The sequence below is a fragment of the Protofrankia sp. Cj5 genome (genome assembly GCF_917627405.1).
Taxonomy (GTDB): domain Bacteria; phylum Actinomycetota; class Actinomycetes; order Frankiales; family Frankiaceae; genus Protofrankia.
Genome location: NZ_CAKJTO010000009.1, coordinates 1 through 13,734 on the forward strand (window position 1 = coordinate 1; position 13,734 = coordinate 13,734).

General features: G+C 68.3%; 9 protein-coding genes. 2 read left to right on the forward strand and 7 right to left on the reverse strand.

From position 1 onward, the window contains the following. The 4 genes from MJ777_RS03830 to MJ777_RS03845 all read right to left on the reverse strand — a co-directional run. On the reverse strand, positions 1 to 441 hold a 441-nt coding region (locus MJ777_RS03830), incomplete at its 3' end, for a phage tail protein (protein ID WP_239373202.1). Between the two features lie 106 nt (positions 442 to 547). After that, complete coding sequence (locus MJ777_RS03835; RefSeq protein WP_239373204.1) at positions 548 to 694, reverse strand: hypothetical protein; 147 nt, start codon at positions 692 to 694, stop codon at positions 548 to 550. A 160-nt stretch (positions 695 to 854) separates the two neighbouring features. Beyond that, complete coding sequence (locus tag MJ777_RS03840; protein ID WP_308194803.1) at positions 855 to 2,126, reverse strand: acetamidase/formamidase family protein; 1,272 nt, start codon at positions 2,124 to 2,126, stop codon at positions 855 to 857. Between the two features lie 420 nt (positions 2,127 to 2,546). Continuing rightward, positions 2,547 to 4,592: a hydantoinase/oxoprolinase family protein gene (locus tag MJ777_RS03845; protein ID WP_239373261.1), complete on the reverse strand. Its 2,046-nt coding sequence runs from the start codon at positions 4,590 to 4,592 to the stop codon at positions 2,547 to 2,549. 312 nt (positions 4,593 to 4,904) lie between these two features. Here MJ777_RS03845 and MJ777_RS03850 point away from each other — a divergent pair, with 312 nt between their 5' ends. Next, on the forward strand, positions 4,905 to 8,603 hold the full coding sequence (locus MJ777_RS03850; protein ID WP_239373206.1) for a multifunctional oxoglutarate decarboxylase/oxoglutarate dehydrogenase thiamine pyrophosphate-binding subunit/dihydrolipoyllysine-residue succinyltransferase subunit: 3,699 nt from the start codon (positions 4,905 to 4,907) through the stop codon (positions 8,601 to 8,603). A 43-nt stretch (positions 8,604 to 8,646) separates the two neighbouring features. Beyond that, positions 8,647 to 8,823, forward strand: a complete 177-nt coding sequence (locus MJ777_RS03855) for a DUF6104 family protein (protein ID WP_239310940.1) — start codon at positions 8,647 to 8,649, stop codon at positions 8,821 to 8,823. Between the two features lie 1,020 nt (positions 8,824 to 9,843). Here MJ777_RS03855 and MJ777_RS03860 read toward each other — a convergent pair. From MJ777_RS03860 to MJ777_RS03870, 3 genes are read right to left on the reverse strand one after another with little or no spacing between them, the layout of a single operon-like run. After that, positions 9,844 to 10,977, reverse strand: a complete 1,134-nt coding sequence (locus MJ777_RS03860) for a cysteine protease StiP family protein (protein ID WP_239345872.1) — start codon at positions 10,975 to 10,977, stop codon at positions 9,844 to 9,846. Continuing rightward, positions 10,974 to 12,326 carry a phosphoribosyltransferase family protein gene (locus tag MJ777_RS03865; RefSeq protein ID WP_239373208.1) on the reverse strand — a complete coding sequence of 451 codons (1,353 nt, stop codon included), beginning with the start codon at positions 12,324 to 12,326 and terminating at the stop codon, positions 10,974 to 10,976. The genes MJ777_RS03860 and MJ777_RS03865 overlap by 4 nt, the downstream gene beginning before the upstream one ends. A 57-nt stretch (positions 12,327 to 12,383) precedes the next feature. Next, the gene (locus MJ777_RS03870) at positions 12,384 to 13,571 is read right to left on the reverse strand and encodes an HpcH/HpaI aldolase/citrate lyase family protein (protein ID WP_239373210.1); all 1,188 of its coding nucleotides are present in this window, start codon (positions 13,569 to 13,571) and stop codon (positions 12,384 to 12,386) included. Positions 13,572 to 13,734: the final 163 nt, after the last annotated feature.

The window sequence follows — 13,734 nt, forward strand, 5'->3', positions numbered from 1 at the left end:
GAAATAGGAACCGCGTATGGTTCCGGCCAGCTTCGACTTCTGCCGAGCGAACTTGAACGAGGCGAGCTCCGTGGGGACTTCCATCCCGTCGGAGAGCTTGAACCCAACCGCTCGTTTCCCGCGGTCGTCGACGGTGTACATCACATTGATCGACAGGCCGTTCTCGTAGAAGACGTATGCCATCCGAATGTTCTCGACCTGGAATGTCGTCGCCTCGAGCGGGCGAGCGGAGATGACGATGCCGCGTTCTTCTGTGAGGATCCGGCTCACCCAGTCGATGGTCGGCCCGGCGTTGTCCGCGGGCTCGACCGTGAAAACGTGGCCGTACTTGTTCTTGAAGTACCGGGCTTCGTTCGCCCGTAGACCAGCGAGCGCGACCGCGGCCGGCGACGACTCCAGGCCGACGGTCGATACGGTGTCGAAGTCCACGGCATAGGGCATGGCAAACTCCTCCGCGTATGCGTTTCATCCTTATTGTGGACAATAGCGCTGAATTCAGCGTATGCGCTGGTAGCAAAGATAGAGGACCCGGCAACAGAGGCGTGGATCAAAGGGCGGGGCTGGGGTGCGGGCATCCCGAGGCGGCGGAAGCCCGGATAGCCGGGCAGCCGCTGACCACCGCGAGGTCATCCCGCGCGGCATCGCCCGCGACCATGGCCCGCGCCGAGCTGGCCGTGACCGCCGAACTCGACACCGCCAGCAGGGCCTCCGCGCGTGCCCCGCAGCTCGGCCCGATGTCAGCCGCCCGGTGTCAGCGGCCCGCGCAAGGTCAGTTGGTGTGCGCTGCTCCAGTGCCATTCAACGTTCGTACCGCACGCCACCGACAACCACCCCACCGCGCTCACCATCCGCGACTACCCGGGCGGATCGTCCCCAGTACCGCCGTCCACACGATCGCCCGGCTGGCTCCCTGCGCCGGACACGCCCGACGGCTCATCGGGGACGACCGCTTGCGCCGGCTCCGATCCGTCCCTGGGCTCAGTCGCGTCGCCGGTACCGGCGGACTCCGAGGAGCGGCCGGAGGCTTCCTCAGCGCGGTCCGCGGCAGGGAGCGCCCGGGCGAACGCGGGGCGTACCAGCCGAGGTTTGGCGACGGCCGGCTCACCAAAGTCCGCCCGGCGCATCCGGCAGTACACCGTCTGGAACTCGCCGGCCGCGCGGCTGATACCGAGGTCAGCCGCCGCGGACAGATAGGCGAGGGCGTCGGCCCGGTCCATCCCAAGACGGGTGGACAGAAAAAGCAAAGCCGACCGGGTCGCCCGGCGGACGGCATGCGCGAGATCGGCGTGTGCCCCCAGCGTAATCCAATGGGTGTCGGTCTCGACAAAAGGTTCGCGCAGCGCACCAAGAACAGCCTCGGCCGCGGCTGCCTTCAGGACGGTCAGCCGGAAGGTCGCCCGCAGCGGCCCCTCCAGCGCGACCGCGGCGGCCTTTCCCGCACCCAGGGAATAATGTGGGTCACCAACGGCAAACAATGCGCCGGGAACCTCTACCGGGAGAAACAACCGGGCACCGGCACCGAGTTCACCGCAGTCAAGAGCGCCCCCGTACGTTCCGACCGAGGTCGAACGAAGCGGCCCGGCACCGTTGATCGCGACCGACATGATTCCCATGAACGGTGACAGCGGAAAACGCACCTTCCGACCCTCAGCTCCGCCCAACGTGCCGAAGAGCCGGCCCCGGCGCCGTTCGACGGCACAGAAGCTGCTCGCTGTCCGGAACGCCGTCCAGTTACGGGCGGTCGCGGCGGGACCGGGAGGAGCGTTCTCGGGAAACTCCCCGGCGAGCAGCCCCGCGCCATGACGGATCGACACCACGCCGTACCTGGCCCGCGGGTGCAGCGAAACCACATCCACCCGCAGCAGGTCGCCGGGGTCAGCACCGCGGACGTACACCGGTCCGGTCACCACATGCGGACCGTCCACACCGAACCGATGCGGAATTCCCGAAGCGGCGATCATGCGAGCGTCATCGAGGACCTCGGATGTCGACACGCCGAACCGCGCGAAGAAGGCGTCCGGGTCACGCCCCTGATCGTCGAGGATCCCCTCCTGGCTGACCGTGTCGACCGTCACCGTGGCACCGGACTCCACGCTCAGCACCGGCCGTGTCTCAGCGGTCGGCACCTGACCCCACATGACTGTCTCAGGGGTGGACGGGAGATAGTGTTTTCCGTCTACTTTTCCCTTGCCCGGTTGCAGCGCCACTACAGCGCTACCACCGCGACGCCCGCGGCCACCCGCGGCGCCCCGGACGACAGACCCGTTCGTGACGGCCGACCGCCTCAGCCACCGGGCCGGGACGGCTTCCCGACAAGGAGCCCCGACCTGCGATCTGGTCATCACGTGGCACGGGCGTCAGATTCGCAGTGAAACATGACACATCTGTTTCTGACATGTTGCAGTCCTATGCATCCCCCTTCAGGTATCGATACCCCTTCAAGCATCGCTGCCTACCCATGCCCCAGCGCCCACCCATGCCACCCATGGCCCCCGGCCCCCGGCCCCCGGCACCCGTCGACCGGCGCGCGCCCGCCAGGCTGGCCTTCAGGGACGGGTGAGCAGCAGCGAGCCGACCGCGTCGACCTCGGCGGTCCAGCCGGAGCGCACCAGGCAGTTCGCCTCGACGAACTCGATGACCGCCGGCCCCCTGACACCGTCACCCGGTCCCAGCGCCGCGCGGGGCACGACATCCACCTCCTGCCAGGAACCGTCCAGGTGAACAGAGCGCCGGCCACGCACCGCGGCGGGATCGGCGGCCGGCGCGGTCAGCCGGGGACGCCGGCCCGGCAGTGCCGCCACCATGCGGACGGCCACCACTTCCACCTCCCGATCCGGTGCCACATGCCCGTACCTGCGCATGTGCTCGGCCTCGAACCCCGCCTGCACCCGGCTGGCGGAAACCGCACCGCTGGACTCTGTCAACCCGCAGGCGGACGCGGCCACGATCGTCAGCTCATGCGACTGGCCGGTGTACCGGCAGTCGACCTGACGCTCCACCGTGAGCGCGGCGGCGTCCGCCGTACCCACCGCAGCCTGGACGGTCCGGGTGAGCTCGGCGAAAGCGGCGGTCAGGTCAACCTCGGTGAGAGGGCCGCGCAACGCGCGCAGGTAGTCCCGGCGGACGCCGCCGAGCGCAAGGCCCAGCGCGGAAAGCACGCCGCAGGCCAGCGGTACCAGCACCCGGCGCATCCCCAGTTCCTCGGCCAGCGCGCAGGCATGGGTCCCACCGGCTCCGCCGAAGGCCACCAGGGTCAGTTCCCGCGGATCCAGCCCGCGTTCCACCGAGACCACCCGCAGTGCCCGGACCATCTCCGCGTCGGCGACCGCCACCACGCCGGCCGCCGCGGACACCGCCGACAGGGCCGCCGTCCCCGGTGTCCCCACCGCCGCTCCCACCGCCGTGCCAAGGCCTGCCAACGCCTTCTGCGCGGACGCCCGGGACAGGACGACCTCGCCGCCGAGATTCGCGCCGTCAGCCAGATAGCCGAGCACCAGGTCCGCGTCGGTGACCGTCGGCTCCACGCCCCCGCGGCCGTAGCAGGCCGGGCCGGGATCAGCACCGGCCGAGCGTGGCCCGACCCGCAGGGCACCGCCGGAATCCACCCACGCCACCGACCCGCCGCCGGCGCTCACCGAGTGCACGTCGACCGTGGGCAAGGTGATCGGTACACCGGCCAGCACCGACTCGCCGGTGGTCTGCGCACGTCCCCCCAGTACCGGCGCGACATCGGTGGACGTTCCGCCCATGTCGAAGGTGAGCAGATCGGTCACGCCCGACAGGCCCGCGACGTACGCGGCACCGACCACGCCAGCGGCCGGCCCCGAGAGCACACAGGCGGCGGCGTGCCCGGCCGCGGTCTCAAGATCCACCACACCCCCGGAGGACTGCATGACCAGGGGCACCGGCAGCCCAGCGGCCACGCACCGGCGGGCGAGCGCCCGCAGGTAAGCCGACAGCTTCGGCGTCAGGTAGGCGTCGGCGACGGTGGTGGCGAACCGCTCGTACTCCCGGAACTGCGGGAGAACCTCGTGCGAAGCCACCACGGTGACCCCCGGCAGGCCGCTCCGCAGCGCATCGGCGACCTGGCGCTCGTGCTCGGGATGGAGAAAGGAGAACAGCAGGCACACGGCCACGGCCTGAAGACCGTCAATAGCCGCGAGGGCGGTGGCGACCTGCCGCGGAGCCTCGGGGTCCAACGCCACGACCACACCGGCGGGACCGGTACGCTCCACGACGGTGTAACGGAGCTCGCGCGGCACCAGCGCCGGCGGGTGATGGCGGGTGAGATCGTAGAGGGCCGGTCGGTTCTGCCGGCCGATCTCGATGATGTCGGCGAATCCCCGCGTGGTCACCAGAGCGGTCCGCGCACCCCGCCGCTCCAGCAACGCGTTGGTGGCGACCGTGGTGCCGTGGGCGAACCGCTCGACCGTCCCAGGCTCGGTGGCCAGACCTGCCCCGCGGACGGCACCGAGCACCCCCACGGATGGGTCGGCGGGCACCGACGGCACCTTCGCGGAAACCAGCCGGCCGCCGTCATCGACAGCGACCAGGTCGGTGAAGGTCCCACCCACATCGACCCCGAGCCACATCGCCACACGGGGAATACTCGCACGGTGACGAACGTGTCTTCGCGCCCGTCTCAGCGCCTGCTCGCGGAGCTCGCTCGCGGGGTCTGCGCAACCGCCCCTCGCGAGGCCTGCGCACCCACCCGTAGCCTGCGGATACCCGCGGCAAGGACGGTCCCTGCCACATATTTGGCACACTTACCATGCCCGTGGCCTGTCTCACTGGTCACAGCGTTCGGACAGATCAAGTAAGGCCTGCGAGTAGCCTGAGCACACGACAACGGAAGGGCCCGCGCGGCGGGCCATAACAGAGGGTAGATAGAGGGGAACGCCCCCGTGACAGCACCGACGGTACCCGAGTCCGGACCCGACTTCGGCCCCAACGAGTGGCTGGTATTTGAGATCTACCAGCAGTATCTCGCGGACCCTGAGAGTGTTTCGCCGGAGTGGCGCGAGTTCCTCTCCGACTATCAACCGGGCGAGGTGAACGGGCAGCCGGGTACGGCCGAGCCCGTCCCCCCTGTTGTCATAGCTGGTTCCGTGCCACGGCCAGGCCAACTGGACGCCACCCCCACCGACCAGCCGCGCGGCACGGTGATCAACACGGCCGCGGCCGCGGCTGCGGCCACGCCTGCCCGGCCACCGGCATCCGGGCAGGCCGTGCCAGTCCCGACGAACGGCGTCCCCACGTCGCCGCTGCGCGGTGCCGCCGCCCGGGTAGCCGCCAACATGGAGACGTCCCTGCACGTCCCGACGGCGACGTCGGTACGCGCGGTCCCGGCCAAGCTGCTCGCGGACAACCGGATCGTCATCAACCGGCACCTGGCTCGGTCCCGTGGCGGCAAGGTCTCGTTCACCCATCTGATCGGGTATGCGATGGTCAAGGCGCTCGAGACGGCGCCGGCCATGAATCACTCGTACGCTGAGATCGCCGGCAAGCCGACCCTCGTCGAGCCGGAGCACGTCAACCTCGGGCTCGCCATCGACCTGATCAAGGGAACCTCCCGGCAGCTGGTGGTTGCCGCGGTCAAGCAGGCCCAGGCCATGGATTTCAGCCAGTTCTGGCTCACCTACGAAGACCTCGTCCGGCGTGCCCGCACGAACAAGCTCACCGCCGACGACTTCACCGATGTGACGATCACCCTGACCAACCCCGGTGGCATCGGCACCGTGCACTCGGTCCCGCGCCTGATGCAGGGGCAGGGAACAATCATCGGCGTCGGCGCCATGGAGTACCCGGCCGAGTTCCAGGGGGCGTCCACCGAAACCCTGTCGAAGCTGGCAGTCTCAAAAATCATCACGTTGACCAGCACCTATGACCACCGGATCATTCAGGGTGCGCAGTCCGGCGAATACCTGCGCCGGATGCACCAGCTCCTGCTCGGCGAGGACGGTTTCTACGAGGAGATCTTCCGCTCGCTGCGCATACCGTACGAACCGGTGCGCTGGGTCACCGATATCACCTCGTCCCACGATGGCGATCTTGACCACGGTACCCGGGTACTCGAACTGATCCATGCCTACCGGGTGCGCGGACACCTGATGGCCGACACGAACCCCCTTGAGTTCGCCATCCGCAGCCACCCTGACCTCGACATCATCAGCCATGGCCTGACCCTGTGGGACCTCGACCGCGAGTTTCCCGTCGACGGCTTCGCCGGCCACCGCCGGATGACGCTACGCGACATTCTTGGTGTCCTGCGGGACTCCTACTGCCGCCGGGTCGGTATCGAGTACATGCACATCCAGGAGCCCGACGAGCGGGTCTGGATCCAGCAGCGGGTCGAACGGGCCGCCGAGCGCCCCGACCCGGCCGAGCAGCTGCACGTCCTGGAGCGGCTCGGCGCGGCCGAGGCGTTCGAGTCGTTCCTGCAGACCAAATACGTGGGCCAGCGGCGATTCTCGCTCGAAGGCGCGGAGTCGGCCATCCCCCTGCTCGACGAGGTACTCCAGCGGGCCGCTGAAGCGGGCATGGACGAGGTCACCCTCGGAATGGCGCACCGCGGCCGGCTGAACGTGCTGGCGAACATCGTCGGCAAGTCCTACCGGCAGATCTTCGCCGAGTTCGAGGGCTACGTCGACCCGCAGACGGCGCACGGTTCGGGCGACGTCAAGTACCACCTCGGCGCGGAGGGCATCTACACCAGCCCGGACGGTCGCCAGGTGCCGATCTCGCTGGTGTCCAACCCGTCCCATCTGGAGGCGGTCGACCCGGTCCTGGAAGGTGTCACCCGGGCCAAGCAGGACATGCTCAACAAGGGTCCCGAGGGCTTCACGGTGCTGCCGGTGCTCGTCCACGGGGACGCCGCCTTCGCCGGCCAGGGCGTGGTCGCCGAGACGTTGAACCTCTCGCAGCTGCGTGGGTACCGCACCGGCGGGACCGTGCACGTCGTCATCAACAACCAGGTCGGGTTCACCACGTCACCGATCGCCAGCCGGTCGTCGGTATACGCGACCGACGTCGCCCGGATGGTGCAGGCCCCCATCTTCCATGTGAACGGGGACGACCCCGAGGCGTGTGTACGAGTCGCGCGGCTGGCCTTCGAGTACCGGCAGGCGTTCCACAAGGACGTCGTCATCGACATGGTGTGCTACCGGCGGCGCGGGCACAACGAGATGGACGAGCCGTCGTTCACCCAGCCGCTGATGTACGACACGATCGCCACGAAGCGGTCGGTCCGTAAGCTCTACACCGAAGCGCTGATCGGCCGTGGTGACATCACCCTGGCCGAGGCCGAACAGGCCATGAAGAGCTACTCGGTACAGCTGGAGAAGGCGTTCGCCGAGACCCGTGACACCAGCCAACGCCCAGCTCACGGGCCTCGGCTGGTGACGACTCCAGCGGAGGCCGCGGCGGCTGCCGCCGTGTCCACCGCCGTGTCGCTGGACGCCATCAAGATGATCATAGATACCCAGACCGCCCTGCCGGCCGGATTCACCGTTCATCCGCGGCTGCGCCCGCAGCTCGAGCGCCGGGCACAGATGATCGCGACTGGGACGATCGACTGGGCGTGCGCCGAGACCATCGCCTTCGGCTCGGTCCTGCTCGACGGCCGGCCTATCCGCCTTGCCGGGCAGGACAGCCGGCGCGGTACCTTCGGCCAGCGGCACGCCGTTCTGGTCGACCGGCACAGTGGCGAGGACTACTGCCCGCTGAAGTCGTTGGAGGCCGAGGAGGGCGCCGGCACCTTCTACGTCCACGACTCGCTGCTGAGCGAGTTCGCGGCGATGGGCTTCGAGTACGGCTACTCGGTGGCTCGCCCGGAAGCGCTCGTGCTGTGGGAAGCCCAGTTTGGCGACTTCGCGAACGGGGCACAGTCGATCATCGATGAGTTCATCGCGGCGGGCGAGGCCAAGTGGGGCCAGCGCAACTCGGTCGGCCTTCTGCTCCCGCACGGCTACGAGGGGCAGGGCCCGGACCACTCCTCCGCCCGCATCGAACGCTTCCTGTCGCTGTGCGCCGAGAACAACATGCTGGTGTCCGCTCCGTCGAGCCCGGCAAGTTACTTCCACCTGCTGCGCCGGCAGGCGCTCTCACCGGTGCGACGCCCGCTGGTGGTGTTCACTCCCAAGTCGATGCTGCGGCTGAAGGCCGCGACCTCGACGGTCGAGGACCTGACAACAGGATCATGGCGTCCGGTAATCGACGACACAAAGATCGACAACCGGAGCAACGTCCGGAGAGTACTGCTGTCGGGCGGAAAGGTCTATTACGACCTCCTGGCCGAGCAGACCAGCAAAAAGATCACCGATACCGCGCTCGTCCGGATCGAGCAGCTCTACCCCACGCCGGTCGCGGAGCTCGGGGAGGTCCTGAGCACCTACCCGAACCTCGCCGACGTGGTCTGGGTGCAGGAGGAGCCGGCCAATCAGGGCGCCTACCCGCACATGGCCATCCACCTGCCCGATGCCTTGCCGGCGGGGCTGCGGTTGCGCCGGGTATCACGTAAGGCGTCGGCCGCTCCGGCGTCCGGCTCCTCCTCCGTGCACGAGAAGGAACAGAAAGCGCTGATCGAGGCTGCGTTCACCGCGTAAGAACGCCCGAAACGAGGCTGGGACTTGGAAACCGGAGCTGACGGTGTACTTCACCGACAGGGGTATTGAGGAGCTGTCGGCGCGTCGCGGGGAGGAGACCGTGACGCTCGACTGGCTCGCTGACGAGTTGCGTGCGTTCGTCGACCTGCATCCCCAGTACGAGGACGCGGTCGAGGAACTGGCCACCTATCTGGCCCGTCTCGACGACCCGGACAGCTAGGGCGTTTCGGAAGCCAGCTGTCCGGCTCGCGCCGCTTAAAGGAGCGGGGCTGGGGTGCGTGCATCGTGAGGCGGCGGAGACAGCCACCGGAGGTGGTGGGTGGCGACCGACGAGCCGGGGTACCCGTGCATCGCGCAGCGATGGACGGGGAGCGATGACGCGAGGTGCGTGCCCTGGCCCCGCCCGCCGCGTCCCCTATTGCCGGGCGCTCTTAGAGCGCGTTTGCGATCGCGATCATTTTATTGATCATCGGGATATACAAGGGCTGACCCAGTACCGATGGCACTCGGCAGCGCAGGAGATGAGCCGTCCGTCCACATCCGGGGAAGCCCGCCGCCACTTTTCCACAGCCCGCCGGGTGGCGTTCCGTTCGGCGGACCAATCGGCGAGGCTCGTGGGCATGGCCCCGGACCCCGGTCAGCGCTCCTGGCAGAAGACAGCCGACCACCAGTGTGGCGTCATCTCGATCCGCGCCGCTGTCGCGGCCGGGACGACCCGGTCAGCGATTCGATGGCGGGTCAGATCCGGCCGATGGCAGCGGCCCCTGCCCGGGGTGCTCGTGACACGCCCCGGGCCGCTCACCCGTATGCAGTTGTTGTGGTGCGCGCTCGAGTCCATCGGCCCCGGAGCTGTGCTCGGCGGTGCCTGCGCGGCGGCCCTGGGGGGCCTGCACGGCTTTGACGAGGAGAGCGTCACCGTTCTTGTACCGCCGGGGCGACGGCCGGGCCCCCGCCCCGGCGTCGTCATTCGCCACAGCGCTCAGCTCGGCCCCGCGGACGTGTGTCCGCGACCGTATCCGCCGCGGACCCGGCTGGCCCGTTCCGTTGTCGATATGGCCGACTGGGCGGCGCGGCCACAGGTTTCCCATGCCGTCCTCGCCGCCGCTGTACACCAACGCCTGACCACCGTCGCGGAACTGCGCGATGTCACCCGAGCCCGCGGGCCGATCAGACAACGGAATTTGATCACGAAAATACTGAGCGACCTGGAACGTGTCCACGGATCGGTACCCATCGGATGTCAGGACGGCACGTTGAACAACGCCCGGTCAGGCCGGCCGTCGGTCGGCCGGATGATCCCGACACAGGAGTACGGCAGCTCCGCCCTTTCCTCCACCGCCACCCCTTTGGCCGCACAAAGCGAGAGGATATGAGCCAGTTCCGCCAACCGGCCGGGTGCGACAACGACTTTCCAGGGCACCCGTCGCAACAGCACCCTTGTCGTCTCACCGACCCCCGGCTTGACAAGGCCGATGTTCGTGATTCCATAATCCTTCGCCAGCATTTCGACCGCGCGCCAGCCGGCCCAGGTCGGGGTACGGTCCTCCGCTTGGCGCAGCCCATGCGCGACCGCGTCCGACGCGGCGGGAAAGGCCGCCATAACGGTGTCGACGTACCGGCGGGAATAATCCCGGTCAGCCAGGTGCCGATAGTACTTCGCCCCGTGGAAGTCAGCCGGACCGATCAGTGCGGAATTCAGCACGGTTCTGCTCACCAGGCCGCTGACCGTGGAGTTCAGACAGCTGTGCGGGATGAGGAAGTCGTCCCGGGTGCCGTAAACCGACGTGCAGTGGCCCGGATCCGAGAGCACCGCCATGGAGCTGTCCACACCGAACTGCCCCGCCGCAGCCTGCAGGACCTTCAAGATAGCGCCTTTGCCCGTCCAGCCATCGACGAACTGGAGCGCATGGGGGGCATGGCGGTCCAGGATCCACCGCAACGCGTTCTCGTCAAGCCCCCGGTCCTTGATAATGGAGACCGAGTAGTGCGGCAGCTCGAGCCCGTGCTTCCACCGGGCCCAACGCCGCATGAGGATTCCGGCGGGCGTGCCGGCCCGCGCGAGCGATACGATAACCGGCTTATCCTTGCTTGCAAGCACAAGCTCGGTGGCTATACCGACCGCGGTGGCGACCCGTTCCGCCGACCGCGTGAGGGCATCCTCGAAAAGAGCAAGATAGGAATCCGAGGGTTCGTACTCGACAGGCAGATCCTCAGCGTAGTGACGTCCCTTGGAGAAATCCTCCTCACGGTCTTCAGTGGGGCGCTCCAGCGGGATGTCACTGAGATCCTTCAGCAGAAAGACCACATCCGCGGGATCGTAGGACCCCGAACCCACCGTGCCCGGAATGGCTCCCAGGACCGTACCCTCGCTCAACTCGCTCCCCCTGCCACACGCCCGGTCGGCCAGGTCATCGGACGCCTGTCCGGGCCTCGGGCCGGAATCGTGACCACGGTCACCGGCGCACACCGACGCAGCATCCCGACCATCCCGGCGACGTCGGCCTCCGCCAGCCCGCCGTTGGCGACCGAATCGACCACGACCACGATGTCGTCGTACAGGCCCGGCCGGACGTTGTAGACATGACTCATCCGGGTGGGGTCGTCCGGCGCCGGGAACGTCAGCGCGCAGCGGATCGCACAGCCTTCGGCGTCGATCGGGTAGACCGGCGAACGCGTTGTCGAGTGGTAAAGCACCGCGCCCGAGATAATTTCATCGAGCGCGACCCCGATTCGCAACGGTGTGTACATGAGCTCTTCCGTGCCAAGCAGCAGAACGCGTCCGGACGGCTCGGTCAGCACCGCCGCAATCTCCCGGGCGACCGCCGGCACGACCGCGTCGAGCAGTGCCCGGTCCGCCTGCGACCAACCGTGGCGCGCACCGTCGGGAAGCTCGGCCGGCCAGTCAGGCCGTACGGAGCGGACCGGATGACGCCAGGTGGACGGCTCCCGCGCGGCCGCACCGACAGGGTCACCGCCATGGCGGGCCCGAAGCCGTTGCGCGCGCAGAGCTACGTCGTGCGGCACCACCAGCTCTCCGGACAGCAGCGACACCACCCGCACCGGAACACCAAGACGGTCCGCGAGCTCGTTGAACGCACGCCGGGACTCCGGCGGCCGGGCGTCGAACAGCGTCGCCACGGTGTAGGAGGGCCGTGGCGCGAAGGCGTGCAGCGCCTGAATCGTGCCCAGCGCGGTCCGGCCGGTCGAGAGCTCGTCATCCACCAGGATCAGCGGACGCGGCGCCCGCACCACCTCGGGATCGGTCGGCATGAGCCAGTGGTAGGTGGCATGGGAATGTGCCTCGTCAAAGTCGAGCAGGGTGGTGGCGCCGGGTACCACCCGACGAGTGGTATGCAGATAGTCACAACCCGCGATGCCGTCCGCCACCGCATGCCCAAGCGAGGTTGCCGTCTCACAGTAACCGACCACCAGTGGCCCAGCCGTCATCAGCGCACCCCCCAGCCCAGCGGAGTCCTCGCGGACCCGGGCCGCCAGCAGCCGACCAGCCGCCAGCGATTCCCGTGGCGGCACCGGAAGATGTTTGCCGAGTACTCGGCTGACCAGCAGATGTGCCCGCAGCGGATTGCGCCGCAACGCAAGCCCGACCAGCCCGTGCAGGCCCCTGCCCAGCGTGTCGGTTCTGATCCTGATATCGAGCCCCAGCTCGTCCCACAGCCAGTTCGGGCCGCTCGAAGACTGCCCGAGGTGATCCGCCAGGCTCACACGACCTCCGCCCTCACCGCTGTTGCCATCCGGGACAATCCGCGTGTCACCGGAACGTCACGACACTCCGGTCGCGGCCAGAACGTCGACGAACGTGTGGCCCTCCCGCAGGACACCGAAGGCCTGGGCCCGCCGCAGCACCCCTTGCGCCCAGATCCGATGGGGTCCCAGCTCGTTCATCTTGTTCGCGTAGCAACTCGGCCGTACCCCGCCGGCGTCCTCCGCGAGAATCGCTATGGCGTCCACGTACTCTTCGTGGCTGGCAACATGCAGCGCATGCACGGCAGGCACATGACTGGGGTGGATCACGGTTTTGCCCAGCAATCCGTTCGCCTTGTCAAGCACCACCTCGCGGATGAGCCGATCAAGATCGGCGGAGACGAGGCGCAGGCGCAGGCGAGCACCGTCCGCACTGTCATCGACAAGATCAGCTTCCTCGAATGGCGTGACCCGCAGCGCGCTCACGAACAGGCGCTCCGGCTGAGCGAAATATTCCCATACCGGCCCGCTCACCACGTGGTCGCCGCCACGGGCACACACGTTGACGATATCCGCGATGCAATCACGGACCACCGCGATGTCGTAGATGGTCAGGTCCCGATTCCGTCGCAACCCGAACAGCCCGCAAAGGTCGGTGGCGCCCAAGCGGACCGCCAGCACGACATCGGCGTGTTTGTCGACGAGCTCCCGGACCCCCGACAGCGCCGCCGCGCGAGTCTCCCTGAAAATAACCTCCGGACTTTCCAGCACGGGCATCGCCCAGAGCATCCGGCCGAGCCGCTCGGCGGCACGCGACACAGCCGCCAACGCCGGCTCTCCGTTTTCAGGACTGAACTTCGGCAGGACGAATCCGGCGAACGCCGCGGCCGCGGCGGAATCAAGACGTGCGGTCAGAAGCGGTATCTGCTCCGTGTCGCGGACCCGGACGAACAACAACGGCGGCCCGCCGCCAGCGGTCGGTGGATCTTCCCCCAGGTTACGAAGAGCGGCGACCACGTTCGCCTCGGCCGTGGCGACCTCGTGGTCAGCGATGGCGTCCTCCAGGCAGAGCACCATCGACGTCACCCCGGCCGCGGCCTGCCGACGGACATCCGCGGCCAGCGTCGGCCGCGTGCCCGGGGCGTAGAGGGTGGCGCCCAGCGCCGTTGCCACAAGCCGGCGGTCCCCATCCGGGAGGATCTCCTCAGGCAACCGGTGAAACAGCGCGTCCGTCCGGTCCGCGTCCAGAAAACCGAAGTGACGCACCCAGCGAACCCCCTATCATCGTCATCCTTTGTCAGCCGTCAGCCGTCAGGCTTGCCAGACGGTACATCGCCCGCCGGCCGTGTGGAATGGCTGTCCGGCAACTTCCCCACCGCTGTCATCCAGCGGACGACCGCATTTCACCCAGTCGCCGGATCACATACTC